The sequence below is a fragment of the Pseudomonas sp. P105 genome (assembly GCF_032614175.1).
GTDB lineage: Bacteria > Pseudomonadota > Gammaproteobacteria > Pseudomonadales > Pseudomonadaceae > Aquipseudomonas > Aquipseudomonas rhizophila.
This window is the reverse complement of the sequence record NZ_CP126693.1, coordinates 1,579,734-1,606,215: the sequence shown is the minus strand read 5'-3', so window position 1 is coordinate 1,606,215 and position 26,482 is coordinate 1,579,734. Positions and strand designations below refer to the sequence as shown.

The following is a 26,482-nucleotide window of genomic DNA, read 5'->3' as shown; positions in this document are numbered from 1 at the left end:
CAACGCAACCATTGCCATCGGTCTTGAGCGAGGCGACACTTGCGACCCGATCAAGGAAGGAATGCGCTGTGAACCCCGTTGATATCCTGCGTTTGCTGTCATTGGCCGCCATCTGGGGAGCCAGTTTCCTGTTCATGCGCATTATCGCCCCTGTCATTGGCACAATCCCCACTGCATTTTTTCGCGTGTCCATCGCTTTTGTCGGCTTGCTGGTGATCCTGGCGTTGATGCGTATCGACTGGAATTTTCGCGGCAAGCTGAAAATCGTGATGGTGCTGGGCCTGATCAACTCGGGCATTCCGGCGACGTTTTATTCGCTGGCGGCCCAGGTGCTGCCGGCCGGTTACTCGGCAATCTTCAACGCCACCACACCCTTGATGGGGGTGTTGATCGGCGCGCTGTTCTTCAGCGAAAAACTCACCATGACCAAGGTCAGCGGTGTGTTCCTGGGATTGTTCGGCGTCGGCATCCTGACCGGCGCGGGGCCGGTGGCCTTCGATCTGCAATTGCTGATGGGCGCCCTCTCCTGCCTGCTCGCCACCACCTGCTACGGTTTCGCCGGGTTCCTTGCCCGCCGCTGGCTTGATCATCAAGGCGGGCTGGACAGCCGTCTCGCGGCCCTGGGCAGCATGTTCGGCGCCACGGTGTTGCTGTTGCCATTGTTTGGCTACAGCGTCATCAGTCACCCTCCGGCCAGCTGGGGTGGCTGGAGCGTCTGGCTGTCGCTGCTGGGGTTGGGCCTGGTGTGTACAGCGCTGGCGTACATTCTTTATTTCCGCCTGCTCAGTTCCATTGGCCCGGTCAAATCCATGACCGTGACCTTCCTGATCCCGCCGTTTGGCGTGTTATGGGGGGCGTTGCTGCTGGATGAGCCGTTGGGGATGGCGCACCTGTATGGCGGGGTGCTGATTGCGGCGGCGCTGTGGCTGGTATTGAAACCAGCGGCGAGCGCGACCAAGGAGCCGCTCCCAGACCAGCGCAACTGAACATCCCCCACCCTTGTGGCGAGGGGATTTATCCCCGCTGGGTTGCGAAGCGCCCCCCATAACTGACACCTCGAGGTGACTGAGCTGTTCTGGGGACTGCTGCGCAGTCCAACGGGGATAAATCCCCTCGCCACAATAACCTTCGCTCACCAGTCGCTGGGGGGCACGATTACTGCTGAGTCTCCTGCTCGGTGAACAGATCACTGAACAACATGCTCGACAGGTAGCGCTCACCCGAATCCGGCAGGATCACGACAATGGTCTTGCCTTGCATTTCCGGCTTTTCCGCCAGGCGCACGGCTACAGCCATCGCCGCGCCACAGGAAATGCCGCACAGGATTCCCTCCTCCTGCATCAGGCGCAGGGCCATGGCCTTGGACTCCTCATCCGTAACCCGCTCGACCTGATCGACGATCGACAGATCGAGGTTTTTCGGCACGAAACCGGCACCGATCCCCTGGATCTTGTGGGGGCTGGGCTTGATCTCGTCCCCCGCCATCGCCTGGGTGATCACCGGCGAAACCACAGGCTCCACCGCCACCGACAGAATCGGTTTGCCGCAGGTGTTCTTGATGTATCGCGAAACCCCGGTAATGGTCCCGCCGGTGCCGACGCCCGCCACCAGCACATCCACAGCGCCGTCGGTGTCGTTCCAGATCTCCGGGCCGGTGGTTTTTTCATGAATGGCCGGGTTGGCCGGGTTATCGAACTGCTGCGGCATGAAGTATTTGGCGGGGTCGCTGGCGAGGATTTCGGCCGCTTTCTCGATGGCACCCTTCATGCCCTTGGCCGGATCGGTGAGCACCAGCTCCGCGCCCAAGGCCTTGAGTACCTTGCGCCGCTCGATGCTCATGGAGGCCGGCATGGTCAACATCAGCTTATAGCCGCGGGCGGCGGCTACGAACGCCAGACCGATCCCGGTGTTGCCGGAAGTCGGCTCGACGATGGTCATGCCGGACTTGAGCTTGCCCGAGCTTTCGGCGTCCCAGATCATGCTGGCGCCGATCCGGCACTTGACCGAGTAACCTGGGTTGCGCCCTTCGATCTTGGCCAGGATGGTCACGCCACGCGGGGCAATGCGATTGATCTGCACCAGTGGCGTATTGCCGATGGAATGGGCGTTGTCAGCGAATATGCGGCTCATGACTGGGTCCTTAATGCAGCGGGGATTTAGCGCTTAAAGGTATGCCTGTTGCCCATGGGCGTCCAGTTGCACCGAACGTTCCAGTTGTTACAACAGTCAATGTTTTAACAACGCGGGAGACTGACTGAAATGAAGCGTCGATACAGCTGGCCACTGTGGACTTTCGCCGCCATCGTTGCGGTGCTGGTGGCCCTGCATTTCACCTTGCCGTTCCTGGTGCGCGACTACCTGAACGACAAACTGGCCGACATGGGTGACTACCGCGGCCAGGTGACCGATGTGGACCTGGCGCTCTGGCGCGGGGCCTACCGGATCAACGGCCTGGAGATCGTCAAGGTCGACGGCAAGGTTCCTGTGCCATTTGTCGAGGCGCCACTGATCGACTTGTCGGTCAGCTGGCATTCGCTGTGGTACGACCATGCGGTGGTGGCCGAGGCGGAGTTCGTCCGTCCCGAAGTGAATTTCGTCGACGGCGGAGCCGACCGGCAGAACTCCCAGACCGGTCGGGGCACCAACTGGCGCGAGCAACTGAGCAAGTTGCTGCCCATTACCTTCAACGAAGTGCGGATCCGGGACGGTAAGGTGACGTTCCGCAACTTCAACTCCAAGCCGCCCGTGAACCTGCGGGCTACCGACGTCAATGCCAGCTTCTATAACCTGACCAACGTGGTCGACACCGAAGGCAAGCGCGACGCCCGTTTCGAGGGCAAGGCCCTGGTGGCCGAACATGCGCCGCTGGAGGTGCAGGCGACCTTCGACCCGTTGAGCGACTTCGAGGATTTCGACTTCCGCTTGCGCGCCAGGGACATCGAACTCAAGCGCCTCAACGATTTCGCCGCGGCCTATGGCAAATTCGATTTCAATGCCGGCCATGGCGATCTGGTGGTGGAGGCAGAAGCCGAGAACGCCCAGCTCAGCGGCTACATCAAACCGCTGTTGCGCGACGTTGACGTGTTCGACTGGCAGCAGGATGTGGAAAACGAAAAAAAGAACATCTTCCGTTCGGTCTGGGAGGCCTTGGTGGGCGCGGGAGAAACGGCCCTGAAAAACCAGCGCAAGAACCAGTTTGCCACCCGGGTGGAGCTCAGCGGCAATGTCCATCAGCAGGACATCAGCGCCTTCGAAGCCTTCCTGCAGATCCTGCGCAACGGTTTCGTCCAGGCCTTCAATGCCCGGTATGAGCAGCCGCCGCCGTCGGCCGACTGAGTCAACATGTGACGCTCCATTCAGAGACTGAATACAGCGTCTGCGTTCACAGTCGGCGGGGCACCGCGTTATAGTCGGGCACGACATTTATTTCGCGCGCCCCGCCTCGTCAGGCCGGCGTCACGTTCGAGGAAATTACAGATGAAGTTCGAAGGCACCAGCGCCTACGTGGCCACCGATGACCTGAAGCTGGCCGTCAACGCCGCCATCACTCTGGAACGTCCCTTGCTGGTCAAGGGCGAACCGGGCACCGGCAAGACCATGCTGGCCGAACAACTGGCTGAATCCTTCGGCGCGCGCCTGATCACCTGGCACATCAAGTCCACCACCAAGGCCCATCAAGGCCTCTACGAGTACGATGCGGTCAGCCGCCTGCGGGACTCGCAGTTGGGCGTGGACAAGGTGCACGACGTGCGCAACTACCTGAAGAAGGGCAAGCTCTGGGAAGCGTTCGAGTCCGAAGAACGGGTGATTCTGCTGATCGACGAGATCGACAAGGCCGACATTGAATTCCCCAACGACCTGCTGCAAGAACTCGACAAGATGGAGTTCTACGTCTACGAGACCGATGAAACCATCAAGGCCAAACAGCGGCCGATCATCATCATTACCTCCAACAACGAAAAGGAACTGCCGGACGCCTTCCTGCGCCGCTGCTTCTTCCACTACATCGCCTTCCCCGACCGCGTCACCCTGCAGAAAATCGTCGACGTGCATTACCCGGATATCAAGAAAGACCTGGTCAGCGAAGCGCTCGACGTGTTCTTCGACGTGCGCAAGGTGCCGGGCCTGAAGAAAAAACCTTCCACCTCCGAACTGGTGGACTGGCTCAAGCTGCTGATGGCCGACAACATCGGCGAAGCGGTGCTGCGCGAGCGCGACCCAACCAAGGCCATTCCGCCTCTGGCCGGTGCCCTGGTCAAGAATGAACAGGACGTGCAACTGCTCGAGCGCCTGGCGTTCATGAGCCGCCGTGGCACCCGCTGAACCCTCTTCGTTTCAACAAGAGCGAGGGCGATTGCCATGCTGCTTAACCTGTTCAATGAAATGCGCGCCGCCAAGGTGCCGGTGTCGGTGCGTGAACTGCTGGACCTGATCAACGCCCTGAAACAGCGGGTGATCTTCGCCGACATGGACGAGTTCTATTACCTGTCCCGGGCGATCCTGGTGAAGGATGAACGGCATTTCGATAAATTCGACCGGGCCTTTGCCGCCTACTTCAATGGCCTGGAGAAACTCGATGATCATCTCCAGGCGCTGATTCCCGAAGACTGGCTGCGCAAGGAGTTCGAGCGCTCGCTGACCGACGAAGAGCGGGCGCAGATCCAGTCCCTGGGCGGCCTGGACAAGCTGATCGAGGAGTTCAAGAAACGCCTGGAAGAACAGAAGGAACGCCATGCCGGCGGCAACAAATGGATCGGCACCGGCGGCACCAGCCCGTTCGGCTCCGGCGGTTTCAACCCCGAAGGTATCCGCGTCGGTGACTCCGGCAAGCGCCAGGGCAAAGCCGTAAAGGTCTGGGACCAGCGCGAGTACAAGAATCTGGACGACCAGGTGGAACTGGGCACCCGTAATATCAAGGTCGCCCTGCGCCGCCTGCGCAAGTTTGCCCGCCAGGGGGCCGCCGAAGAACTGGACATCGATGGCACTATCGACCACACCGCCCGGGACGCCGGCCTTCTGAATATCCAGATGCGCCCGGAGCGACGCAACACCGTCAAGTTGCTGTTGTTGTTCGACATCGGCGGCTCGATGGATGCCCACGTAAAAATCTGCGAAGAACTGTTCTCGGCCTGCAAGACCGAGTTCAAGCACCTGGAGTACTTCTACTTCCACAACTTCGTCTATGAATCAGTGTGGAAAAACAACCTGCGCCGCACTTCCGAACGCACCTCGACCCAAGACTTGCTGCACAAGTATGGCGCCGATTACAAAGTGATCTTCATCGGCGACGCCGCCATGGCCCCGTATGAAATCACCCAGGCCGGCGGCAGCGTCGAGCATTGGAACGAAGAACCGGGGTATGTCTGGATGCAGCGCTTCATGGAGAAGTACAAGAAACTCATCTGGATCAATCCATACCCGAAGGACACCTGGGGCTACACCGCGTCGACCAACATCGTGCGCGAACTGGTGGAGGACCGCATGTTCCCGCTGACCTTGCGAGGGCTGGAAGAAGGGATGCGGTTTCTTTCCAAGTAAGATTTTTTCCGCCCTTTAGGGCCTCATCGCGAGCAGGCTCGCTCCCGCAGGGTCTCGAGTCCAATGTGGGAGCGAGCCTGCTCGCGATGCTTTCAGCCTCCGAGCGATGTTACAGCCCGCGCAAATCGCGCTCTTCAATCGGTCGGCTCTGGCGCAGACGCCTGCCGCCCAGCACCACCCAGTCGATCAGGCGGAACAGGCACTCCAGGCCAAACGACAGCAACATGGCGCCACTGAGGCCCCAGATCATCGCTTCGGGGGTCAGGAGAATCTGGTAGCTGTAGCCGTTCCAGGTTTCCTTGCGAATTTCCGGGTCAGCGGCCAGTGCCACTTGCAGCAAACGGATGTACCACGGCCCCTGCATCGCCTGGAATTGCTTGTCCAACGCCTGCTGACGGACGAGCAAGGTGTTCAGGCTGTCAGCATCACTGCGAAAGATCGGGTCTTCGCTGGCACGGTAGTGAGCCACCAGCGCTTGCATGTCGCCCTTGAAAAACTGGTTGGCGGTGCCCTGGAAGCCTTTCAGTCCTGTCTGCGCTTCGATCAGGTGCGCCTCGACCCGCTTGGCGTAATCGCTGATGAAACCGGGCACCTGCACCCCCACCAACAGGCCTACCGCGAACAACACCAGCCGTAGATAACTGAGCAACATAATCGTGACGTCCTTATTCGGTCTGGCCATGGCTGACGCATTCGCCGCGCCGCCACAGGCTCCATTGGCCCGGTTCGTAGCGGGTCCAGGTTTCGTTTTCAGTCAAGGGTTCGGTGGCAATTACCGTGACCACGTCATTGGGCGTGGTTTCGGCGTGGAAATCCACGATCACGTCCACATCCTTGAGCCGCGCCGGGCCGAACGGCGCGCGACGGGTGATCTGGACCAGTTTGGTCGAGCAAAAGCAGAACAGCCAGTCACCATCGCTGAGCATGCAATTGAACACGCCCTTGCTGCGGTATTCGGTGCAGGCCTGGATCAACGACGGCAACAGTTGCTCCACCTCCACCGGTTCCGGGAACGCCTGGCGCACGCGATTGAGCAAATCGCAGAACGCCGCCTCGCTGTCGGTATCGCCCACCGGACGATAGAAGCTTGCGCCCGGCTGGAAATCGGCGAGTTGGCCATTGTGAGCGAAGCACCAGTTGCGGCCCCACAACTCACGTACGAACGGGTGGGTGTTGGACAGGCAGACCTTGCCGACATTGGCCTGGCGAATGTGCCCGATCACCACTTCGCTCTTGATGGGATAGCGCTGCACCAGGTTCGCCACTTCCGACTCGCTGCTGGCGGCCGGGTCCTGGAACAGGCGCAGGCCACGACCTTCATAGAAGGCAATGCCCCAGCCGTCCCGGTGCGGTCCGGTCTTGCCGCCACGCTGCATCAGCCCGGTGAAGCTGAACACGATATCGGTCGGCACGTTGGCGCTCATGCCCAGTAACTCACACATGCTCGGACCCTCGCTTCAATGGGACAAGCCTGGCTACAGCCGCGGTTCGATGCGCGAACGCTGAGGGTTGCTCGGTACTGGCGGGCGACCGTAACGGTCATCACCCGCCACGCCGAACGGCTGCTCATCCTGTAGTTCATCGGCAGCGGCGGCGGCTTTGGCGGCAGCGGCTTTTTCCTTGCGAGCGCTGGCTGCACGCTCGATGGGGAAGCGGATCAGCACGAAGATCAAATAAAGACCAAAGACGATCATGCCGTACATGAACAGATCGGATACCGCACGCCAGGCGTTGTTGCCGACCTTGAACAGCACGTCCAGGGCAACGATGGCCAGGGCCGGAGCAACCTGTTCCTTCACGGGGTCGACGATAGTGGGGCTGAACAGCAACACCGCCATCAACAGGCGCAGGGGCTCGCGCAACCAGCGCCAGATCCAGCGGGTCATGCGCATCCATACCAGCAGGCAGCCCAGGGCGGCGAAGGCATAGAGGCCCCAGGCGATCAGATAGTCGTTCTCGGTCATGGTGTCCATGGCAAGGCAGGCAAATAGGCGCTTATAGTAACGGCTTTTCGCTCGTCAGGCTGCCCCGGCGTCTGTCGAGTGGTCTGTGCCGCAGTATCTGTCGGTTAATTTCTGCCGCCGCAGGTGGCTGACCGAACTAACCACACCGGCCATCAGTCCCTATTTCGTACAACGTTCGAGAGCCTTTCATGCCCCTATCTGCCCACGTTTGCAACGCCCCGATTGCCCGCAGGGACCCCGGTGTTGATCCCTACGCCTGGCTGCAGGAGCGCGACACCGACGCCGTGCTCGACTACCTCAAGGCTGAAAACAGCTATCAGGACGCGCAACTGGCTGACCAGGCCGAACTGCGCGAAACCCTGTTCCAGGAAATCAAGGGCCGGATCCTGGAGACGGATCTGTCCCTGCCTTCGCCTTGGGGTCCGTACCTGTACTACACCCGCACCACGGCCGGGGACGAATACCCACGTCACTACCGCTGCCCGCGTCCGGTGGACGACAGCCTAACGGTGGATGAAAGCCGCGAGCAATTGTTGCTGGACCCTAACGTGCTGGCTGGCGGCGGTTTCTTTTCCCTGGGTGCCTTCAGCATCAGCCCCGACCACCAGCGTCTGGCTTACAGCCTGGACACTACTGGCGACGAGATTTACACCCTGTTCGTCAAAGAGCTGGCCAATGACAAAGTCAGTGAACTGTCCTTTGAGGATTGCGACGGCAGCATGACCTGGGCCAATGACAGCCTGACGCTGTTCTTTGGTGAGCTGGATGACACCCATCGCCCGCACAAACTGTGGCGCTATCGCCTGGACGGAACGGCGGCCGAAGAAGTGTTTCATGAGCCGGACGGACGTTTTTTCCTGCATTGCTACCGTTCGAGCTCGGAAAAACAGTTGATCCTGTCCCTGGGCAGCAAAACCACCAGTGAAGTCTGGGTCCTGGACGCCACCCAGCCAGACCAGCCTTTCACCTGCCTGGCGCCACGGGTGGAAGACCATGAATACGACGTCGACCATGGTTTGCTCGACGGTCAGTGGAGCTGGTTGATCCGCAGTAACCGCGACGGGATCAACTTCGCGCTGTACCAGGCTGCCGACACGGGCCTGGCGCCGACCGAGGCCGACTGGCAGAACCTGATCCCCCACAGCGACACGGTGATGATCGACGGCCTGAGCCTGAACGCCAGCGCCATGACCCTGAGCCTGCGTGAAGGCGGCCTGCCCATCATCGAAGTTCACCCACAGGGTTTGCCGGCGTATCGGGTGCAACTGCCGGACGCGGCCTACAGCCTGCATGTGCAGAACAGCCTGGAGTTCGTCAGCCCCCGCATTCGCTTGCGCTACGAGGCGCTGAACCGTCCGGCACAGATTCGCCAACTGGACCTGGCCAGCGGCGAACAGGTCGTACTCAAGCAAACCCCGGTCCTGGGTCCATTCGATGCCGATGACTACGTGAGCCAGCGGCTGTGGGCGACGGCACCAGACGGCACGCAGGTGCCCATCAGCCTGGTGGTCAAGCGCCAGGCCCTCGGCCAGCCGGTGCCGCTGTACCTGTATGGCTACGGCGCCTATGGCGAGAGCCTCGATCCATGGTTTTCCCATGGGCGGCTGAGCCTGCTCGATCGCGGCGTGGCGTTTGCCATTGCCCATGTGCGTGGTGGCGGTGAGCTGGGGGAAGCCTGGTATCGCGCCGGCAAGCAGGAGCACAAACACAACACCTTCAGCGACTTCATCGCCTGCGCCGAGCATTTGATCGCCAATGGCGTCACCCGCGCCGATCAACTGGCGATCAGCGGCGGCAGTGCCGGTGGCTTGTTGATCGGTGCGGTGCTCAATCAACGCCCGGATCTGTTCAAGGTCGCGATTGCCGAAGTGCCGTTCGTCGATGTGCTTAACACCATGCTCGACCCGGACTTGCCGCTGACCGTCACCGAATACGACGAGTGGGGTAATCCCGAGGAGCCCGCCGTCTATGATCGGATCAGGGCCTATGCCCCGTACGAAAACGTCAGCGCCCAGGCGTACCCGGCGCTGCTGGTGATCGCCGGTTACAACGACAGCCGCGTGCAGTATTGGGAAGCAGCCAAATGGGTGGCGAAATTGCGCGCCACCAAGACCGATGACAATCCCTTGCTGCTCAAGACCGAACTGGGCGCCGGCCACGGCGGAATGAGCGGGCGCTACCAGGGGTTACGTGACGTAGCCCTCGAATATGCATTTGTTTTGAAGGTTTTGGGGTTGGTCTGAGGAACTCCGTGGGATGGCCGGGTCTTAGCTGCATGCGCAGGGCTCTGATACCACCACCCAATGTGGGAGCAAGCCTTGCTCCCACAAAGGAATCGCCTTACATCCAAACCCTTGCAACCGCCCCAGACACAAGAAAAAGACCGTGACGACATGTCAGAACCGACCTTACTGAACAACGAAATCCGCGACTGGCTGATGGACTGCGGCCTGTTCGACCAGTTGCAGCCTGTCGACTTCGCCGCGGCGTCGGGCTACTTCAGCATCAGCGCCATTGCCCAAGGGGAAGCGATTTTCCGCGAGGGCGATGCCGGCAGCTTCATGTGCATCATCCATTCAGGGCAAGTGGCCGTGCAGAAAACCGGCCCCGACGGTCAACCCGTCACCATCGCCACGCTGCGCAGTGGCCGGGCATTCGGGGAAATGGCGGTGCTGGACGGAGAACGGCGCTCGGCCAGTTGCATCGCCGCCAGTGATTGCCAATTGCTGAACCTGGGCAAGGATTCCCTGGAAAAAATGCTCAACGATGCACCGAAGATCGCCGCCAAGATCATCCGCGCCCTCGCCGTTTCCCTGTCCAAGCGCCTGCGCATGGCCGATGGGCAGTTGTTGTCGCAGCAGGTCTGACTCGCTCTATCAGTTGAAATGCAGAACCTGTGGGAGCGAGCCTGCTCGCGATAGCGTCGGATCAGCCAACATCAATGTTGACTGGTTTATCGCTATCGCGAGCAGGCTCGCTCCCACAAGTTTTTTGCCATTCAGTGATCTCATTAACAAGCATTGGGCCTACCCCCCCGGCGACTTGGCCTTCGGTGGTTTCGGCTCCATGCCCGGTATCGGCTGGTCCTTGGGCGGCTTGGGCATTTCGATTGGCGGCAGCAACGGCGGTCCGCTTCCGGGGGCGGGCGTGGGTACGCCGCTGGGCGTGACCGGCGGGTATGGCATCGGTGTGGGGGTGCCGGGCGCACCGGGAATGCTCGGTGGGCTCACCGGAATCGTGGGCTGCTGGGCCTGCACCCAACTTATCGAGAGCGCTGCCAGGGCAATGGCCGTTAGAATGGTGCGCTTCATCAATGGCTCCGTGGCGATTGTCTGTCTTCAGGCTAGTCCTTACCGCGCCGCTTTGCCCTTCCTTTGCATGAGACATCCATGAAACGTTTCGTTCTACTGGACACCACCCCCATCCCTGACAATGGCGGCGCCCTGTGCCTGTTCGAGTACGGCGACGACTTCGTCATCAAGATCCAGGGCGGTGACGGTGGGCAGTTGATGAATACGCGCATGCACGGGTCCGAAGACGCCCTGGCCGAGATTCCTTGCCGCAAGGTTGCCGGCCGTCCCGGCTCGCGCGTACTGATCGGTGGCCTCGGCATGGGGTTCACGCTGGCCTCGGCCCTCAAGCACCTGGGCAAAAATGCCGAAGTGGTGGTGGCCGAACTGGTGCCCGGCGTGGTGGAGTGGAACCGTGGCCCTTTGGGCGAAAAGGCCGGTCGCCCACTGTCGGACCCGCGTACCGTGATCCGCATGGAAGATGTGGCCAAGGTGCTGCAAGCCGAACCCCAGGGCTTCGACGCCATCATGCTGGACGTCGACAACGGCCCCGAAGGCCTGACGCAGAAAGCCAACAGCTGGCTGTATTCAGCTGGCGGCCTGGCCGCCTGCGCCAAGGCCCTGCGGTCCAAGGGTGTGCTGGCAGTATGGTCGGCCAGCGCCGACCGGCAGTTTTCCGACAAACTGAAAAAGGCCGGCTTCAAGGCCGAAGAGGTGCAAGTCTTCGCCCACGGCAACAAAGGCACCCGCCACACCATCTGGATTGCCGAGAAGCTCAAGGGCTGAGCTAAACTCTGTTCAACCGTCATCAGTCTTTTTTACAAAGGTGAACCCATGAGTTCGTCAACGCCACCGTCCAACACCGCCAAGCTGGATCGCATCCTCGCCGATGCCCAGCGTGACCGGGAAATGGGTTACCGCGACAAAGCCCTGAAAATGTACCCCCACGTCTGTGGCCGCTGCGCCCGTGAGTTTTCCGGCAAGCGCCTGAGTGAACTGACTGTTCACCACCGCGACCACAACCATGACAACAACCCGCAGGACGGTTCCAACTGGGAACTGCTGTGCCTGTACTGCCACGACAACGAACACTCGCGTTACACCGACCAGCAATATTTCGGCGACGGCTCCCTGAGCACCCCGAAAATCGCCAAGGCGACCCACAACCCGTTCGCCGCACTGGCCGGGTTGATGAAAAAGGACGAGTAGCCAGCCATTTGTGGCGAGAGGATTTATGTGGGAGCAAGGCTTGCCCGCGATGAAGCCGATGCGGTCTTTCAGAAACCGAGCCGGCTGTTTCGCGAGCAAGCTTTGCTCCCACAGGATTTTGCGAACAACACGAATCCACTGTGGGAGCGAGCCTGCTCGCGATGGCAATCAAACGATCACCATCAATCTACAAGCTGCCCCCCCTCTTCCAATCCCCGTATAATCGCGCCTTTTCCCCAAAGGCACCCCGCCCGTGGCCAACAAACGCTACAGCTGCATCGGTCTGTTCAACCCCAAGTCTCCGGAAAACGTCGGTTCGGTCATGCGCGCCGCCGGCTGCTACGGCGTGGCATCGGTGTTCTACACCGGCAAACGCTATGAGCGCGCCGCGGACTTCGTCACGGACACCAAGAAAGTCCACTACGACATCCCGTTGATCGGCATCGATGACCTGAAAAAAATCCTGCCCCTGGGCTGTGTGCCAGTGGCCGTGGAACTGGTCGAAGGTGCTCGTCCCTTGCCCGAATACACTCACCCGGACCGGGCGCTGTATATCTTCGGCCCGGAAGATGGCTCGCTGGATAAAGACATCCGTGACTGGTGCGAAGACGTGGTGTACATCCCCACCACCGGTTGCATGAACCTGGCGGCCACGGTCAACGTCGTGTTGTACGACCGCATGGCCAAAGGCAATAACACCCGTTCGGGGCCGCAATTCCGCTGATCGGTGCGCAATTGGATTGAACAAGGGAATCGCTCGGGCAGTCAGTTTTATACCAACCCCACACCGGAGACAGATCATGAGCGATAACAACCCGTTCGAGCCGATTGAGACCACCCCTTTCCAGTCTCATCCGCCGCAAAACGTGCATGGCTGGGAACGCATTGGCTCATTGGCCGGCGGAGTCCTGATGATGGGCAAGGGCTTGCGCCGTGGCGGCGTGATCGGTTTGGCCCAACTGGCGATCGGCGGCATGGCCCTGGCGCGCGGCATCACCGGGCACTGCTCGGCCAAGACCTTGCTGGAAAAGAATCGTCAGAACCTGCACCACGCCCGTGCCCGCATCGAGCAGGCCGGTGATGAGCTGAGCCGCATGAAAGCCAGCGCCGAGGCCGCGACCAGCACGGCTACAGTGACGGGGAATGATTCGTTGAGTTCGCCGAAGGTTGGGCTTTGATTTTACTGGCTGATGGCCCCATCGCGGGCAAGCCTTGCTCCCACATTTTGAGTGTAACGCTGGTCAATGTGGGAGCGAGCCTGCTCGCGATAGCGGTATTACTGAAGTAACCGAGTATCCAGCACAGTAGAACTCTCCCCCAGAACGCTCTCGCTGAGCTGGACAAACTCCTGGGTATCAACCGTCTCCAGACGCATGGCGGCGTGCAGCACGTCATCGAGCGAGCGCTTGTTGCGGGTTTTCAAACGAATCTCGCGGTCCAGCTCCTGCAACAGCAACACCGCCTTGGCCACCGTCGCCGGGCGGACCTGCTCGCCACGCAAGGTGCTGACGCCTTTGCTGTCCCGAGCCAACCGGTCGTTCAGGCTCTGGTAGCGCTCATCACTCATGCCGCCAGCCCGACGCAGCAATTCGATGGCGTAATACTCGGCCAGCCCTTCGCTGATCCAGTCACTGCGCTCACGATCGTTGACCCGCGCCAGCATCTGCACCAACTCGCGCAACATCGGGCTATTGCCGCGTTCGCTGACCAGCGGCGGACGACTGTGCAGATAAATCGATTCATGCCCGGCCTGGGCGCCACGCCACATCGGGTCTGACGCGCCGATGATCAGCAGCTTGCCGGGATGACGCGGCACCAACGCCTGCACTTGCGGCCAGACGAACGTCAGCAGCGTCAGCACATCCATCCGGCGCATGCCCTGGCCTTGGGGTGAGGCCACCGTCACCTCGGTCTCTCCCAGGCGTGTGCGCCGGCTGCCGAGTTTGCCGGCGAGCATCCAGCCGGTGGGACGATCGAACAGCCGCGCGGGGTTGTCGATGCGAAAGCGTTGCTTGCCGATGCGCGGCCAGGCCGTTTCGATGCTTTTCCAGCCGTCGGGCAGTTCAAATTGCAAACGTGACACCAGCTCAGTGCCATCCTGCTGATCCAACTTGGCCGGCGGCACAAGATCGTCGCCGCGCAGAAGCCCCCATCCCGGGGTCATACGGGTTTCAAACGTACCGTTCTTGCGAGTATTACTGATGCGCACGCGATAGCTCAGGCTCGCCTTGTCGGCACTGGGACGCCAAACGCCGCGTGTGTCCTTGCCCGGGATGAGCTGCCATTGACCGTCGGCCTTGAAGTGGCTGTAGCGGCTGCCATCGCCGAGGTCGAAGTCCAGGCTGCGCACTGCCGAACCCCGCGCCAGGGTCAGGCGCACTTCGGCCTGATCGCTTTGCGGCAACAGGTGCACGTGATAATCCAGATCGACTTTCTGCGCCGCCCACAGCGGCCCGCACACCGCCCACAGCCCGGCTGCGAGCATCCTTTTCAATCCTGCTGCCATGGGTTCTCCCTGATGGTGCGATGCCCGGCATTCAGCCGGCGCGAAAAATCAGATGATCTTCCCAATCGTCCTCGGGCACGCTGCCTTCGGCCAGCATGCGCCCGGATTGGGAAATGCGTTCGTGGTGCACGGCATCGCGATCGCCACAGACCAGGTGGTGCCATAACGGCAGATCCTTGCCCTCACTGACCAGGCGATAACCGCAGGTCGGTGGCAACCATTTGAACTCATCGGCCTTGCCCGGTGTGAGCTGGATGCAATCGGGAACAAAGTCGCGGCGCCGGGAATAGTCGGTGCACTGGCAGGTTTTCAAGTCCAGCAATTTGCAAGCGATGCGCGTGTAGTAGACGCTGTTGTCGTCTTCGTCTTCGAGTTTTTGCAGGCAGCACAGGCCACAGCCGTCACACAGCGATTCCCATTCCTGCGCATCAAGCTGATCGAGGGTTTTACGTATCCAGAACGGTTCGACTTTGGCGGCCATGGCTCAAGCAATCAGCATCAGATGGTGAAAAGGCCGTCAGTCTAGTGCCGGGGCCTCTTCAGGCCAAGCATGGGCGACTGTCGGTAGGGCGTTGTGTTGGCGAAGTCCGTAAATGGATTGGCCGAGAACACCGATGGGGTGACCGCTGAAGATCACTGTGGGAGCGAGCCTGCTCGCGATAGCGCCGGATCAGCCAGCATTGATGCCGACTGGCAAACCGCTATCGCGAGCAGGCTCGCTCCCACAAGTTGATTGGCTCGGTCTAATATCCCCGATCGAAATCCACTTCCCCGCGCAAGGTTTCGCCGGCCTGGTAGGCCCGCAGGTTTTCCAGGAACAACTGCACCATCATCGCCGGCGACGTCGGTGCCGAGCTATGGCCGGTCAGCAGCAGGCCCCAGGCCGTCCAGAAAGGATGCCGCTGTGGCAACGGCTCCTGGCGGCAAACGTCAATGACCGCGCCGGCCAGGTGCCCTTCCTTCAAGGCTTGCACCAGATCGGCATCGACCACGGCCAGGCCGCGTCCGACATTGATGAACAGCCCGGTGGGTTTGAATTGCCTGAACAGCGTCGCGTCGTATATATCGTGGGTGTCCGGCGTGTTGGGCAGCAGGTTGATCACATAATCCACCTCCCCCACCATGCGCGGCAGATCCTTCAGCGCCCCGACCTCAATGAACGGCGCCAGCTCCCGGGCTTCGCTGGCAATGCCATACAGCTGCACACCAAACGGCAGCAGGAACTGCGCTACCCGCTGGCCGATATCGCCGGTCCCAACGATCAGTGCCTTGCGCCCGGCCAGACTCTGGCCCTGACGTTTGTCCCACTTGCGCTCGACCTGGCTGACCAGCCGCGCCAGCACCTCGCGCTCATGACCGAGCATATAGGTAAGGACGTACTCGGCCATCACCTGGCCGAAAATGCCCACCGCACGGGTCAGGCGATAATCACGCGTCAAGCCCTCGGCCAGCAGCGGCGTGATGCCCGCCCAGGTCGATTGCAGCCACTGGGGCTGATGGCCTTGACGCAACAGGGTGGCCAGCAGATCGGGCTGGCCCAGCCAGACCGGGCAGTCGGCGGCCAGTCGCGACAGTTCGGCGGAGTCGCCACTGGTCAGGACTTGGATATCGGGTGCAGCCTGTCGCAGAAGCTGGGCGTACACCGCGTGATCGTGTTCGGCAATCAGAACGCGCATGGATCAAACCTTTCAAAAACTATGCAGACGACCGCCGACAGAGTGTCGCTCCATCCTTGCGGCCATCGCCAATAAACCATTCCAGTGTTCAAGAGGCCCGGGAAAGGTGCCTCGGGGTACCGTCAGACCGGGTCGTTGCGTCGCAGCAACTCTTCCGGCAGATGCTCGATGTATTCGTCTTCAGCCGGTGGCATCTGCAAGTGATAACCCTGGGTATCGAGGTTTTCCAGCACCAGGTTGATGTCCTCCCGGGACAGCTTGCGCTCGGGGCTCAGCACCAGGTCAAAGGCATGGATCGCCTTCCCAAAGGCAGCCATCAGGGGCTCGGGCACACGCTCCAGGGCATCGCTTTTGAGCACATACAGGTACATCTCGTTTTTCTTCGAGCTTCGGTAGATCGAGCAGATACGTTTCAAGGCTGTTCTCCGGCGGTGGCCAGGCTGTCGAGCAGCGCCTGGCCCATCAATTCGCGGCGCCAGCCACGCAGCGAATCGGGCAATTGGTAAGGGCCCTCGGGAAAGCCGCTCTTGATCAGCGCCTCGAGGGTTTTCTTGCGCAGCATCAGTTCAGGGGCGATTCCCAGGCGCTCGGCCTCAACCTGCCCCAGTGCCCGCAGACGCTTGACCAGCGCCGAAGCCTCAATGGGCAAGGGCTCGGCCACGGCTGGCGGCCATTGTTCGGGCGGCACGCTGGCGGCGCGTTTGATCAGCTCCAGCAGGAACTCGCCGTCCTGGCGCACGGTACGCGGGTGCATGTCTTCGATTTTCGCCAGCGCACCGAGGTTATCCGGCTGAGTGCGGGCCAGGGGCCACAGCGAATGCTCGCGAATGACCCGGTTACGCGGCAGGTCACGAGCCCGCGCTTCCCGCTCGCGCCAGGCGCATAGCTCGCGCAGCACGGCCAGTTGGGCACGGGAAAGTTTCCAGGCCAGCTTGGCCTCGCGATAAACCTCATAGGGGTCGACTTCGCGACGCAGGTTGGCCACCAGCTCGGCGCCATCCTCCAGGACCCAGGCGTATTTTTCGTCAGAAAGCTTCGGGCGTAGCTGTACGAAAACTTCCGCCAGATGCACTGCATCTTCAGCGGCGTAGCTGATCTGCGTTTCCGACAGGGGTCTTTGCAACCAATCAGAGCGGGTTTCGCCCTTGGGCAAGTCGATGCCCAACACGTCCTGTACCAGCCGGGAATAACCCATGGAAAAACCCAGGTTCAGGTAGGCGGCGGCCAATTGAGTGTCGAACAGCGGCGCAGGCAGGCTGCCGGTCAAGCGCAGCAGCACTTCAAGGTCTTCGCTGCAGGCGTGCAGCACCTTGAGCACTGCCGGGTTCTCCAGCAACGCGGCCAGGGGCTTCCAGTTGTCGATGGTCAAGGGGTCGATCAGATAGGCACGCTCGCCGTCGCCGATCTGCAACAAACCGGCAATGGGATAAAACGTGTCGACCCGCATGAATTCAGTGTCGAGGGCGACGAATGGCAACTGCTGCCATTGGGCGCAAAACTGACCGAGGCTATCGTTGTCGCGAATCCAGTGAATATCGATGGCCACACGGCTCTCCCTTGAAGAATGGCGCGCAGTATATATCGCCGTCAGCGATTGCGAGCATCCATAGAGCGGGAGCCTGAGAGAAATCGCCTGCGCGAAGGCAAGAATAGTCCTACATCGGGAATTAACCGGCCTTGCACAACGCATAAACCCGCGTCAGCGCAAACCCGGGCAGAAAATCCTGGTACCACAGCAGGGTGAAACCGGCCTGGCGGAACTCGGCTTCAACTTCAGCCTTGTCCGCCAGGCCGCGGTGCGGCGCAGGTCCGATGTTGAGGCGACCTTCAATTTGCACCGACACAATCACCGTGTCACGGCTGACCCGATGAAATTCGCGCAACAGCGCCAGCCGATGCTCACTGGCCTTGACGTGCCGAAACAGTTGCAGACACAAAATACAGTCCACAGCGTTAGCCGACAGGCCGAGGGTGAATGCCGAACTGGGAAAGGTCGTGACCCGCTCCAGCAACGCGCCGCCATGGTGGGTGCGGGCGTGATCGAGCATGTCTGGCGAGGGGTCCGCCGCCAGGATCACCCGGTTGGCATGTTCGGCCAGCACCGGCCAGAACCGGCCCGCGCCACAGGTCACATCCAGCACCAGCCCCGGTTCACCGGCGGCTTTCAAGGCATTGCGGACCAATTGCTCGTCACGCCAGAACGCCAGGCGCAGTCGCCTGGGCGCCGCTTGACGGCAAATGCGCGCGTGTTCCCGGTCATGATGCCTGGCGAACTCGATCTCTACGGGGGATGGGGGTTGCCCAGACATACCAACCGCTCTTGGGAAAGATGAATAGGAACAGGCTAACCACCCGTACGTGAAAAAAAAGTCGAGGCGCTCACTGCCGGGCCAATACCCCGTCAATGACCGCGCCACGGCAACCGGCAAACAGGTCCAGGTCCCGGTTGTAGACCTTGCTGTTGACTTCCAGCAGCCCGAGCATCGAATGAAACAGATTGTCCTGGCTCAAGGGCTTGTCCCGGCTCAGTTGCAGGCAATGGGTGTCGACGGAGAAGGACTTCTGATAGCTGTCGGAAAACCAGGCCAGCATCGCCACGTGTTTCTGTTGTTCCGGGGCGAGCATGTAGGGCGTGCCATGGAGAAACAGGTTGTACTCGCCCAGGGACTCGCCGTGGTCGGACAGGTACAGCATCGCTGTGTCGACCTTGTCCTGATTGGCCCGCAGCAGGTCGATCAGGGTCGATAACACATGGTCGGTGTACACCAGCGTATTGTCGTAGCCGTTGACGATGCTCTGGCGGCTGCAATTGTTCAGCGCATTGCTTTGGCACACTGGGGTGAAATGTTCGTATTGCTTGGGATAGCGCTTGAAGTACTCCGGGCCGTGACTGCCCATTTGGTGGAGCACCAGTACGGTGTCCTTGTCGAGGGTGTCGATGAAATGCTGCAGGCCCTGGAGCAGAATTTCGTCGCGACACTCACTGTTGGCGCACAGGGCCGGGTCTTTGAGATTGCTGACATCCTGCACAGTGACCCGGTCGCAAGTGCCTTTACAGCCCGACTGATTGTCACGCCAGATCACCTCCAGCCCGGCGCGCTTGAGCACATCGAGCAGGCCTTCTTCGTTCCTGGCCTTGCTGGCGTCGTAGTTCTTGCGGCCCATGTTGGAAAACATACACGGCACCGATACCGCGGTTTCCGTACCGCAGGAGTGCACATCAGTGAAGGCGATCAGGCCGGCTTCTTGATTGAGTTGCGGCGTGGTATCGCGGTTATAGCCCAGAATGCCGAAGTTCTCGGCACGGGCGCTCTCCCCCACCACCAGTACGGTCAGGGACTTGCGGGCATGTGTTTGCCAGACCGGATTACGACTCGCATCCTCACCCAAGGTGATGAAGGGCTGTTTGGCCGACGCGACCTGTTCACGCAAGTACCCGATCGACGCACCGATGTAGTTGCTCGGTACCACCATCAAATGCAATTCATGATGATTGCGAAACAATGAAGACAACCCTTGGTAATTGGCCAGGGCGACCATGCCGATCACCGCCGCCGACACCCCACTCACCACTAACTTGCTTAACAGTTCTTTGGGCCAGCGGCGATAGCTGATCGGCGTTTTAAATAACAACCAGGACGGCAACACGCCTAATAAACCGAGGTAGGCAAACAACTTTAACGACAGTAAATCACGCACCTCTGTGGCATTGGTTTCAGCAAAGTTACGAAACATGCCGGCATCGATCAGCACGCCATACTGAGCCATGAAATACGCCACACCGGCGCTGATCAGAAAAAGCAATATCAGCACAGGCTTGAGCAGCCCACGGAACGCTACCATTGTCAGCATCAGGTTGAAGGCGAACAACACCAGCACCGCAAACGCCACGCCGATCAGCACGCCCCCGCCGTCACCTGCCGTAATGGTATGCAGGTGCTGCCAGAGCACAACGTTGAAGCCCACTAATAAAAAGACACTGGCGACCAGCGTCACCCACTCGGGGCGCACGGGTTTAATGGTCAGCATGAGGTTTTAAAGTTTCCTGGAAGTTGCGCTAGGGAAAGCAAATACCGCAGGAAAGTTTGAAAAACTACTGTGCTACGGCAACACAAACTTTAGGCAGGTCACTATCAATTTTTCGTGAAAAAGTTGCCATTAAATAATTTTTCAAGTAGCAAGCCGCACGTCCGATCCGACGTGCAGCTTGTGGGCTCAGTTCAAGCCTGATGGATGTACCAACGCCAGTCCTGCTCTCCGACCTCGCCCATGAACTGGCGGTATTCGGCGCGTTTGACCGCCAGGTACACCCTGAGGAACTCATCGCCGAAGGCTTGCCTGGCCCAGGTCGAGGCTTCAAGCGTGCGCAAGGTGGTGAGCCAGTCGGTGGGCAGCAATTCGCTCGCCTGGGCATAGCCGTTGCCCGCCACTGGCGCACCGGGATCGCACTGTTCACGAATGCCGCGATGGATGCCGGCCAGTATCGCGGCGGCGGCCAGGTACGGGTTGGCGTCGGCACCACAAATACGATGTTCGATATGCCGCGAAAATGCTGGCCCGCCCGGTATCCTCAGGCTCACGGTGCGATTGTCCACGCCCCAGGTTGCCGCCAGCGGCGCGTAGCTGTTGCTCTGGAAGCGTCGGTAGGAATTGGCGTTCGGGCAGAACATCAGCAGTGAGTCGAGCAACGTGTCGAGCATCCCGCCCACCGCATGACGCAGCAGCGGCGTGCCATCGGCGGCTTCGCTGGCAAACAGGTTATGGCCCTCGCTATCCGCCAGGCTGACGTGCATGTGCATGCCCGAACCTGCCAGTTCCGCGAAAGGCTTGGCCATGAAACACGCCTGCATGCCGTGTTTATGCGCCACGCCTTTGACCAGACGTTTGTAGCGCACCGCCTCATCCATGGCCTGCAAGGCATCGGTGCGGTGTTCGAGGGTGATTTCCACCTGGCCCGGCGCGTATTCGGAAATGGCCGTTCGAGCCGGGATCCCCTGCGACTTGCAGGCGGAATAGAGGTCCGCCAGGAACGGTTCGATCTGTTCCAGCTCGCGCAAGCCATAGACCTGCGTGGCACCGGGTCGGCCGCCATCAGCGTCCCGCGCCGGTTGCGGCCGGCCCTGGCTGTCGCGCTGCGCGTCCAACAGATAGAACTCCAGCTCCGCCGCCATCACCGGGTAATAGCCATCGGCCTGCAAAGCGTCGATCACTTGGCTGAGCAAATAACGCGGATCGGCGATGGTCGCGGGCATGCCTTCCTGAGGATGCATGCTGACCTGCACTGCCGCAGTGGGGATCAGCCGCCAGGGCATTCGCTGCAAGCTGCCGCTGATGGGATAAGCCCGGCAATCGATGTCGCCAACATCCCACACCAGCCCGGAGTTTTCCACATCGTCGCCATTGATGGTCAACCCGAGAATGGTACTGGGCAAGGGCCGCCCACTTTCGTAAAGCGCCAGCAACTCATCCCGGTGCAGCAGTTTGCCCCGAGGCACACCGTTGCTGTCGAGAATAAACAGCTCGAACAGCTCAATATCCGGATTTTGCTCCAGGAACGCCTGGGCTTGATGCAGGGGGGCAAAAGAGAGGTGGGCAGAACTCATGAGAACGCTCGTATTTTCATGTCGGACGGGCGACAAAGCACCGTCAGCCTGTGCTCGCGATCAACGAACACTGTTTAGGATCAACAGGAAATACAAGTATCTGGAGGACGGGCGTGGCGACAATGCCAGAGTGCCCAAAAAGCCAGTTCAGAGGGTAGCGCACACAGCGTGGGAGAGACCCCGGACATAAACCTGCCCACCGGCCCCATTGCGGCGAATGAAGGGTATTGGATTGCTGCGGGCCAACCGTCCATAAAAGACATCACAGGAAACACACCCTGGCAGAGTCCCACGTCACCAAAGCCGGTTAAACCTTGATTTGATGGAGCTTGGATCGCAACGAGCTAAACAATCGGCCAGAGAATCGAATGCTGAACGATCCGTCGTGTTCATTACATTATCTGTCCCACTCGCGACCGTGAAACCGCTCGCCTGGCATTCTCCTGGGACGATCGTTCCGTTAGGATCAAAGGTCTGGTTTGCGCAAGATCCGCGCAAGGAGCACAGAGAGAGACAGAACGGATGCTGAACAGTAACTCCCTCAGAAAACTCGATATGCAAGACCTCATGGTGTTTAACGCTGTGTACGAGCAAAGCAGCGTCACCGGTGTATCCGAGGCGTTGTGTGTCAGCCAGTCAACGGTCAGCTACTGCCTCAAGAAACTGCGGACCTGTTTCGACGACGAGTTGTTCATCAACACCCGCACTGGCATGCGCCCCACTTATAAAGCCGAGGGCATGTACAAGCATGTGCGCGCCATCTTGCAGAGTATCAACCTGTGCCATGCCGGTGCGGCCACGGTTGATCCCGCCCGGCAAACCATCAAGCGCTTGAAGGCTTGTCGGGATTCACCGTGAACGCCCGTGCAGCCAGGCCGCTGATAGCACCTGGCTGCGCGAGCGGATCGTCAAGACGCGAAGCACCTGACCCTCAGGCGCCGACGACAGCCTTGGCATAGGGGCCTCGGTCGATGTCGAGGATTTCCACGCACAGTTGCACGGAAACGTCAGCCGGCCATTCGCCCACCTCCTGGATCACCTCCAACAGTTTTTCGGCCAACTGCTTCTTGACCTCTGGCGAACGGCCGCTCAACAAGGCCAGCTTCACGTGCACGAAACCGCGCTTTTCGAAAAGGGTGCCCACCAGGAAATTCTCGATTTTCACAGCCCGGCTTTTGATGTCCGACTCGGCAGCGAACTGACCGGAGGCCACCAGCGTATTATTCAGACGCAGCAGTACGACACCCTCGTCAAACTTGGGCAGGTTGGCGGTGTACTCCATGTGCAGGTGAGGCATGTGTTCGACTCCTGTTCGAAAATATGACGATGTGGTTTCAGCCGTCGCAACCATACCTCGACTTTACTTGGCTGACGCAGGTTTTTGTTTCGCGCAGCGGAATTTGCACCGCGCCGGCGCGCTCACGCATGAACGCTTCCAGCCGTATCAGCGTTTCGAAAAACAGCCTCAAATTGTGCATTCAGCGCTGCGCAAAAAACCTTGAAGCACACGATAAAGACGTCCGGCTTAATTCACCGTCAGAGACTTCAGCCCCAACGCCATGACTCGCTCGTCGCTCCCCAACCCCAGCGCCTTGGGACTGACCGCGTCGGGTAGATGAAACTGCACACGCACCTGCCCATCTGCGGCAATCGCTTCGCGGATGGCCGGGCTCAATGACAGCTCCAGGGTGTTCTCCTGCATGCGGGTCAGTTGCGTCGACAGGGCCGCAACGCCATTGATCGAGACCTCGATTCTCTGCCTGGTATGCAGGGGCTGTACGAACGCCGCAGCTTCGATCGAGAGGGCGCGGGCCTCAGGGGGTACACGCAATACAAGCTCTGCCTGAGCACCTTCCGACCAGGTGCCCCAATCTTCGACGCGCCCCCAGCCGCTGACCAACATCGCGTTTATTCGGTTGAACACCTGGCGCTCACCTGGCTTGACCTGCACGTCCAGCGTCTCCTGCGCTATCGGTGGGCATTGGGTACAGGTCTTCCATCCCGGCGCCAGCACCACGAGGCCATCAAGACGGGTCAGCAGATCGGTCTGGCGATTAACGGTTTTGATCGCTTCGAGCGCGGTGCGGCTGTCGAGAATGTAGAGGGAATCCGCTTCATACTGACCGGTGGCGAGCATTTGGCCTGCGTGCCGTTGAGCGTGTTCGATCTCCCGAGTGCCCATCCGCCCCAAGTACACGCTATCGGTTTCCAGACCATGGTTCTGGGCGTATTGGCTGATCAACAGCCAGTTGTCCGGCTGATTCTGCGGCAACAACGACCGGACCTTGGCGTAGTGATTTGCCGCGCTGGCCCAAAACGGATCGGCCAGGGGCGTCGGCCAGCTCGCGGCGGTCGGCATCATCCGGCTCTTGCGCAGGCCTGCCCACCCGCTGCGGGTATCCAGAACCTGCACCACCAGGGCGACAGCCAGCAGACACACCGCAGCTCGTGGCTTATTGCCCCGGACCACCAAAAAGATCAGCGTAAACACGAGAATGTAGAACACCGGCCAGAACATTCTACCGGCCGCGCGAAAGACGTTCGCCAACTGCTCGATGGTTTTCGGCAACCAGTAATGCACATCCAGCATGCCAATACCGAGCTTGTTGGTCAGTGAAAAAAGCGTCAGCCCGATCAGCGCCAACAGCAATAGAGGTCTGCGACGCACGGCCTCCGCCAGGCCGGTGTTGCCTTGCAGCAGTGCCACGCCGGCGCAGATCGCCAGCATCAGCACCCCCAAACCCAGGTAATTGAAACCCTCGTAGTCCCCGGGTCCCTGGGGCATGTCGCGCAATACGTATGACCAGCCGCTGGGGTTCACCACCGACAAGAGATTCAGACGATACAAGCCAAAACCACCCGCCACGGTCCCGCCGCCCACACTGAAATAACCCGCTTGCCAGCAGCAGAATGCGACCAGCAGAAACAGCCCGGCCAGCTCAATCAAGGCATTGCGCCGGGGTAACCGACCCTTGATGGCTTTGCTGGCCAGATCAGCCAGCCAGATCAATGCCACCATCGCCAACAGATAGGCATGCACCAGCGCCGTCGCGGCCAATAGCACGCCCCAGGCCAGGCGTCGCTTTTGCAGACCGGGCCGCAACGCCAGGTACAGCGCCGCCAGGATCAGGAAATGCCCGGACAAGGAAAGATGCCCTCCCATGCGCAGAAACATCGGGGGCGAAAACGCGAACAACCCGGCCCCCAACAACCTGATCCAGACCGAAGGCGTCAGCAGCCCCACCAGCTTCCAGGCAAACCAGGCCTGCAGGACAAAACACGCCAGCAGCCACAGCCCGAAATACTGGAACGTCTCGGGAAGCCAAGCATTGAAGGGCTTGAATATGAACGCCAGCAGCGGGTTGGAATCGGAAAAAATGATCCCGTTGGCCAACTCCAAGCCATAGGAAGGGTTCATGCCCAACGGAAAGGTCCAGGGCGAATCACGGAAAAACGCCCATCCCAGATAATGAGTCGCCGCATCGCCCTCCCCCAGCCAGGCGATATTCGTCGGGTTCAACACCCGAGGGCCGATGACCATCAGAAACGCCAGCACGCCCAGCAATACGGGCAACAGGGAAACCAGATAACGCTCGCCACGAACGGTCATCGATACGTCCAGAAATTATGCAAGATGAAGGTAAACACCGGGATGATCAGCGCCACGGCAGCAATGCCCGCCAGGTAATTCAGCCCCGCGCTCTGCGCCACCCAGGCCACCAGCATCGCCAGCCAGAATCCGCCGATCGACACCACCACGAAACGGCCGAGCGTGCGGCCATGCAATCGGCTGGAGAAACTCCAAAGCGTGTTGATCAGGTAAGACACCACGGTTGCCACCACAAACGCAAAACCGTTGGCCAACGGCGGGCTGGCCAGGATCAGGTGCACAAACAACACGGCAGCCAACACATGCACAGCGGTCACGAACAAGCCCGTCATGGCGAACCGCAGCCCACGTCGCAGCAACGGCGACCGCGTCCAGATCATGGTTTTTGTGCCAGACAGAACACCGTCAGGCCGGCCACGCGATTGGCGCCCATAAACGCAAGCTCCAGGCTGCACAGCGACTTCAACACGCCATTGACCAGCGGATGATGCCGAGTGAGCGAGCTGGCCGGCGCGCCGGACGTGTTGCGTTGCAACAGGCGCACGGCGGCGGCGATTGGAAACACCAGGCCGAAATAGTAAGCGCTTTTGTGCACCTGCAAACCCGCCTGGGCCACGACCCCCTCCAGTTGCCCGAGGGTGTAACGGCGTTTGTGTTCCAAAAACACATCATGCCCGCTCCAGAGAAACTGGAACGCCGGCACGGTGATCAGGAAGCGGGTGCCAGAGGGCACCTTGTCGACATAAGCCTTGAGCAGGCCCATGTCATCGTCCACGTGTTCCAACACATCCATCAACAACACCAGATCCGCGTCCAGCGCGTCGATGGCGCGCCGGTAGTGGACGGGTTTGCCGGCGGTGCTGGCATCGGAGTCGGCCGGGTAACTGATGTCCACGCACCAGGCCCGGGCCGTCTCGGTATGGGACAACAAGTGATGGGAAAAAAAGCCCGATCCGGCCCCCACATCCAGCAGTGTTTTGGCCGATGTGCCTTTGAGCATGTGGAGCATGGCGCGCGCCTTGGAACGATAGTACCAATGCTGCCCGATATCGGGCCCCAGGATGTCGGTTTCCTTGAGATCCATTG

At 60.3% G+C, this 26,482-nt stretch carries 27 protein-coding genes and 1 pseudogene; 11 read left to right on the top strand and 17 right to left on the bottom strand.

Going from position 1 to position 26,482, the window contains the following annotated elements:
- Positions 1 to 68: 68 nt before the first annotated feature.
- Entirely contained in the window at positions 69 to 986 is a 918-nt protein-coding gene (locus tag QOM08_RS07305; RefSeq protein ID WP_076385920.1) for a DMT family transporter, read from the top strand.
- Positions 987 to 1,155: 169 nt separating this feature from the next.
- Here the strand turns inward: QOM08_RS07305 and cysK are convergent, their stop codons facing one another.
- Positions 1,156 to 2,130, bottom strand: a complete 975-nt coding sequence (gene cysK / locus QOM08_RS07300) for a cysteine synthase A (RefSeq protein ID WP_047227929.1) — start codon at positions 2,128 to 2,130, stop codon at positions 1,156 to 1,158.
- Positions 2,131 to 2,259: 129 nt separating this feature from the next.
- Here cysK and QOM08_RS07295 point away from each other — a divergent pair, with 129 nt between their 5' ends.
- The 3 genes from QOM08_RS07295 (at position 2,260) to QOM08_RS07285 (ending at position 5,538) form a co-directional block, all read left to right on the top strand.
- Positions 2,260 to 3,336 (top strand): DUF748 domain-containing protein, encoded by a 1,077-nt coding sequence (locus QOM08_RS07295; protein WP_047227930.1) that lies wholly within the window; start codon positions 2,260 to 2,262, stop codon positions 3,334 to 3,336.
- A gap of 141 nt (positions 3,337 to 3,477) precedes the next feature.
- Positions 3,478 to 4,323, top strand: coding sequence for an AAA family ATPase (locus tag QOM08_RS07290; protein ID WP_003184225.1), 846 nt, complete (start codon positions 3,478 to 3,480; stop codon positions 4,321 to 4,323).
- Between the two features lie 36 nt (positions 4,324 to 4,359).
- Positions 4,360 to 5,538, top strand: a complete 1,179-nt coding sequence (locus tag QOM08_RS07285; protein WP_316912752.1) for a VWA domain-containing protein — start codon at positions 4,360 to 4,362, stop codon at positions 5,536 to 5,538.
- 109 nt (positions 5,539 to 5,647) lie between these two features.
- Here the strand turns inward: QOM08_RS07285 and QOM08_RS07280 are convergent, their stop codons facing one another.
- From QOM08_RS07280 to QOM08_RS07270, 3 genes are read right to left on the bottom strand one after another with little or no spacing between them, the layout of a single operon-like run.
- The gene (locus QOM08_RS07280; protein ID WP_047227932.1) at positions 5,648 to 6,190 is read right to left on the bottom strand and encodes a DUF2937 family protein; all 543 of its coding nucleotides are present in this window, start codon (positions 6,188 to 6,190) and stop codon (positions 5,648 to 5,650) included.
- Between the two features lie 13 nt (positions 6,191 to 6,203).
- Entirely contained in the window at positions 6,204 to 6,980 is a 777-nt protein-coding gene (locus QOM08_RS07275; protein ID WP_047227933.1) for a class II glutamine amidotransferase, read from the bottom strand.
- A gap of 33 nt (positions 6,981 to 7,013) precedes the next feature.
- On the bottom strand, positions 7,014 to 7,511 hold the full coding sequence (locus QOM08_RS07270; RefSeq protein WP_047227934.1) for a hypothetical protein: 498 nt from the start codon (positions 7,509 to 7,511) through the stop codon (positions 7,014 to 7,016).
- Positions 7,512 to 7,690: 179 nt separating this feature from the next.
- Here QOM08_RS07270 and QOM08_RS07265 point away from each other — a divergent pair, with 179 nt between their 5' ends.
- On the top strand, positions 7,691 to 9,745 hold the full coding sequence (locus tag QOM08_RS07265; RefSeq protein ID WP_047227936.1) for a S9 family peptidase: 2,055 nt from the start codon (positions 7,691 to 7,693) through the stop codon (positions 9,743 to 9,745).
- Between the two features lie 150 nt (positions 9,746 to 9,895).
- The gene (locus QOM08_RS07260) at positions 9,896 to 10,369 is read left to right on the top strand and encodes a cyclic nucleotide-binding domain-containing protein (protein ID WP_047228036.1); all 474 of its coding nucleotides are present in this window, start codon (positions 9,896 to 9,898) and stop codon (positions 10,367 to 10,369) included.
- A gap of 159 nt (positions 10,370 to 10,528) precedes the next feature.
- Here QOM08_RS07260 and QOM08_RS07255 read toward each other — a convergent pair whose 3' ends face one another.
- Positions 10,529 to 10,813 carry a hypothetical protein gene (locus QOM08_RS07255; RefSeq protein WP_316912751.1) on the bottom strand — a complete coding sequence of 95 codons (285 nt, stop codon included), beginning with the start codon at positions 10,811 to 10,813 and terminating at the stop codon, positions 10,529 to 10,531.
- Between the two features lie 78 nt (positions 10,814 to 10,891).
- Here QOM08_RS07255 and QOM08_RS07250 point away from each other — a divergent pair, with 78 nt between their 5' ends.
- From QOM08_RS07250 to QOM08_RS07235, 4 genes are all read left to right on the top strand, one after another.
- Positions 10,892 to 11,578: a spermidine synthase gene (locus QOM08_RS07250; RefSeq protein ID WP_047227938.1), complete on the top strand. Its 687-nt coding sequence runs from the start codon at positions 10,892 to 10,894 to the stop codon at positions 11,576 to 11,578.
- Between the two features lie 48 nt (positions 11,579 to 11,626).
- Positions 11,627 to 12,001: a YajD family HNH nuclease gene (locus tag QOM08_RS07245; protein WP_003184246.1), complete on the top strand. Its 375-nt coding sequence runs from the start codon at positions 11,627 to 11,629 to the stop codon at positions 11,999 to 12,001.
- 253 nt (positions 12,002 to 12,254) lie between these two features.
- Positions 12,255 to 12,725 carry an RNA methyltransferase gene (locus tag QOM08_RS07240; RefSeq protein WP_003198862.1) on the top strand — a complete coding sequence of 157 codons (471 nt, stop codon included), beginning with the start codon at positions 12,255 to 12,257 and terminating at the stop codon, positions 12,723 to 12,725.
- Between the two features lie 76 nt (positions 12,726 to 12,801).
- Entirely contained in the window at positions 12,802 to 13,179 is a 378-nt protein-coding gene (locus tag QOM08_RS07235) for a DUF2892 domain-containing protein (RefSeq protein ID WP_047227940.1), read from the top strand.
- 98 nt (positions 13,180 to 13,277) lie between these two features.
- Here the strand turns inward: QOM08_RS07235 and QOM08_RS07230 are convergent, their stop codons facing one another.
- From QOM08_RS07230 to QOM08_RS07195, 8 genes are all read right to left on the bottom strand, one after another.
- Positions 13,278 to 14,507: a hypothetical protein gene (locus tag QOM08_RS07230; protein ID WP_274090336.1), complete on the bottom strand. Its 1,230-nt coding sequence runs from the start codon at positions 14,505 to 14,507 to the stop codon at positions 13,278 to 13,280.
- Positions 14,508 to 14,538: 31 nt separating this feature from the next.
- Positions 14,539 to 14,988 carry a YcgN family cysteine cluster protein gene (locus QOM08_RS07225; RefSeq protein WP_047227942.1) on the bottom strand — a complete coding sequence of 150 codons (450 nt, stop codon included), beginning with the start codon at positions 14,986 to 14,988 and terminating at the stop codon, positions 14,539 to 14,541.
- 262 nt (positions 14,989 to 15,250) lie between these two features.
- Positions 15,251 to 16,183, bottom strand: coding sequence for a D-2-hydroxyacid dehydrogenase (locus QOM08_RS07220; protein ID WP_316912750.1), 933 nt, complete (start codon positions 16,181 to 16,183; stop codon positions 15,251 to 15,253).
- A 122-nt stretch (positions 16,184 to 16,305) separates the two neighbouring features.
- A complete protein-coding gene (locus tag QOM08_RS07215) occupies positions 16,306 to 16,599 on the bottom strand; it encodes a YcgL domain-containing protein (RefSeq protein ID WP_047227944.1) in 294 nt (97 codons plus the stop codon).
- Entirely contained in the window at positions 16,596 to 17,729 is a 1,134-nt protein-coding gene (gene rnd, locus QOM08_RS07210) for a ribonuclease D (RefSeq protein WP_139050906.1), read from the bottom strand. The genes QOM08_RS07215 and rnd overlap by 4 nt, the downstream gene beginning before the upstream one ends.
- 121 nt (positions 17,730 to 17,850) lie before the next feature.
- Entirely contained in the window at positions 17,851 to 18,492 is a 642-nt protein-coding gene (locus QOM08_RS07205; RefSeq protein WP_047227946.1) for a class I SAM-dependent methyltransferase, read from the bottom strand.
- A gap of 70 nt (positions 18,493 to 18,562) precedes the next feature.
- The gene (locus tag QOM08_RS07200; protein WP_139050907.1) at positions 18,563 to 20,212 is read right to left on the bottom strand and encodes a phosphoethanolamine transferase; all 1,650 of its coding nucleotides are present in this window, start codon (positions 20,210 to 20,212) and stop codon (positions 18,563 to 18,565) included.
- Positions 20,213 to 20,403: 191 nt separating this feature from the next.
- Positions 20,404 to 21,786, bottom strand: a complete 1,383-nt coding sequence (locus tag QOM08_RS07195; RefSeq protein ID WP_139050908.1) for a glutamine synthetase family protein — start codon at positions 21,784 to 21,786, stop codon at positions 20,404 to 20,406.
- Positions 21,787 to 22,308: 522 nt separating this feature from the next.
- On the opposite strand from QOM08_RS07195, the pseudogene QOM08_RS07190 reads away from it, so the two are divergent.
- Positions 22,309 to 22,611: pseudogene (locus QOM08_RS07190) on the top strand (LysR family transcriptional regulator); the annotation flags it as partial.
- Positions 22,612 to 22,717: 106 nt separating this feature from the next.
- On the opposite strand, the gene QOM08_RS07185 reads toward QOM08_RS07190, so the two are convergent.
- From QOM08_RS07185 to QOM08_RS07170, 4 genes are all read right to left on the bottom strand, one after another.
- Positions 22,718 to 23,083: a 5-carboxymethyl-2-hydroxymuconate Delta-isomerase gene (locus QOM08_RS07185; RefSeq protein ID WP_047227950.1), complete on the bottom strand. Its 366-nt coding sequence runs from the start codon at positions 23,081 to 23,083 to the stop codon at positions 22,718 to 22,720.
- Between the two features lie 228 nt (positions 23,084 to 23,311).
- Complete coding sequence (locus QOM08_RS07180; protein WP_316912749.1) at positions 23,312 to 25,396, bottom strand: DUF6311 domain-containing protein; 2,085 nt, start codon at positions 25,394 to 25,396, stop codon at positions 23,312 to 23,314.
- Positions 25,393 to 25,776, bottom strand: coding sequence for a GtrA family protein (locus QOM08_RS07175; RefSeq protein ID WP_076385942.1), 384 nt, complete (start codon positions 25,774 to 25,776; stop codon positions 25,393 to 25,395). Before QOM08_RS07175 ends, QOM08_RS07180 begins: the two co-directional genes overlap by 4 nt.
- Positions 25,773 to 26,480 (bottom strand): class I SAM-dependent methyltransferase, encoded by a 708-nt coding sequence (locus QOM08_RS07170; RefSeq protein WP_139050910.1) that lies wholly within the window; start codon positions 26,478 to 26,480, stop codon positions 25,773 to 25,775. Before QOM08_RS07170 ends, QOM08_RS07175 begins: the two co-directional genes overlap by 4 nt.
- Between the last annotated feature and the right edge of the window lie 2 nt (positions 26,481 to 26,482).

Bases quoted from the DNA above. Each gene is read 5' to 3' on its own strand.
- QOM08_RS07295 (WP_047227930.1), top strand. From the start codon at position 2,260: ATGAAGCGTCGATACAGCTGGCCACTGTGGACTTTCGCCGCCATCGTT.
- QOM08_RS07255 (WP_316912751.1), bottom strand. From the start codon at position 10,813: ATGAAGCGCACCATTCTAACGGCCATTGCCCTGGCAGCGCTCTCGATA.
- QOM08_RS07260 (WP_047228036.1), top strand. From the start codon at position 9,896: ATGTCAGAACCGACCTTACTGAACAACGAAATCCGCGACTGGCTGATG.
- QOM08_RS07170 (WP_139050910.1), bottom strand. From the start codon at position 26,480: ATGGATCTCAAGGAAACCGACATCCTGGGGCCCGATATCGGGCAGCAT.
- QOM08_RS07205 (WP_047227946.1), bottom strand. From the start codon at position 18,492: ATGTCTGGGCAACCCCCATCCCCCGTAGAGATCGAGTTCGCCAGGCAT.
- QOM08_RS07220 (WP_316912750.1), bottom strand. From the start codon at position 16,183: ATGCGCGTTCTGATTGCCGAACACGATCACGCGGTGTACGCCCAGCTT.
- QOM08_RS07200 (WP_139050907.1), bottom strand. From the start codon at position 20,212: ATGCTGACCATTAAACCCGTGCGCCCCGAGTGGGTGACGCTGGTCGCC.
- QOM08_RS07185 (WP_047227950.1), bottom strand. From the start codon at position 23,083: ATGCCTCACCTGCACATGGAGTACACCGCCAACCTGCCCAAGTTTGAC.
- cysK (WP_047227929.1), bottom strand. From the start codon at position 2,130: ATGAGCCGCATATTCGCTGACAACGCCCATTCCATCGGCAATACGCCA.
- QOM08_RS07290 (WP_003184225.1), top strand. From the start codon at position 3,478: ATGAAGTTCGAAGGCACCAGCGCCTACGTGGCCACCGATGACCTGAAG.
- QOM08_RS07245 (WP_003184246.1), top strand. From the start codon at position 11,627: ATGAGTTCGTCAACGCCACCGTCCAACACCGCCAAGCTGGATCGCATC.
- QOM08_RS07270 (WP_047227934.1), bottom strand. From the start codon at position 7,511: ATGGACACCATGACCGAGAACGACTATCTGATCGCCTGGGGCCTCTAT.
- QOM08_RS07235 (WP_047227940.1), top strand. From the start codon at position 12,802: ATGAGCGATAACAACCCGTTCGAGCCGATTGAGACCACCCCTTTCCAG.
- QOM08_RS07225 (WP_047227942.1), bottom strand. From the start codon at position 14,988: ATGGCCGCCAAAGTCGAACCGTTCTGGATACGTAAAACCCTCGATCAG.
- QOM08_RS07280 (WP_047227932.1), bottom strand. From the start codon at position 6,190: ATGTTGCTCAGTTATCTACGGCTGGTGTTGTTCGCGGTAGGCCTGTTG.
- QOM08_RS07180 (WP_316912749.1), bottom strand. From the start codon at position 25,396: ATGACCGTTCGTGGCGAGCGTTATCTGGTTTCCCTGTTGCCCGTATTG.
- QOM08_RS07285 (WP_316912752.1), top strand. From the start codon at position 4,360: ATGCTGCTTAACCTGTTCAATGAAATGCGCGCCGCCAAGGTGCCGGTG.
- QOM08_RS07250 (WP_047227938.1), top strand. From the start codon at position 10,892: ATGAAACGTTTCGTTCTACTGGACACCACCCCCATCCCTGACAATGGC.
- QOM08_RS07195 (WP_139050908.1), bottom strand. From the start codon at position 21,786: ATGAGTTCTGCCCACCTCTCTTTTGCCCCCCTGCATCAAGCCCAGGCG.
- QOM08_RS07175 (WP_076385942.1), bottom strand. From the start codon at position 25,776: ATGATCTGGACGCGGTCGCCGTTGCTGCGACGTGGGCTGCGGTTCGCC.
- QOM08_RS07230 (WP_274090336.1), bottom strand. From the start codon at position 14,507: ATGGCAGCAGGATTGAAAAGGATGCTCGCAGCCGGGCTGTGGGCGGTG.
- QOM08_RS07275 (WP_047227933.1), bottom strand. From the start codon at position 6,980: ATGTGTGAGTTACTGGGCATGAGCGCCAACGTGCCGACCGATATCGTG.
- QOM08_RS07265 (WP_047227936.1), top strand. From the start codon at position 7,691: ATGCCCCTATCTGCCCACGTTTGCAACGCCCCGATTGCCCGCAGGGAC.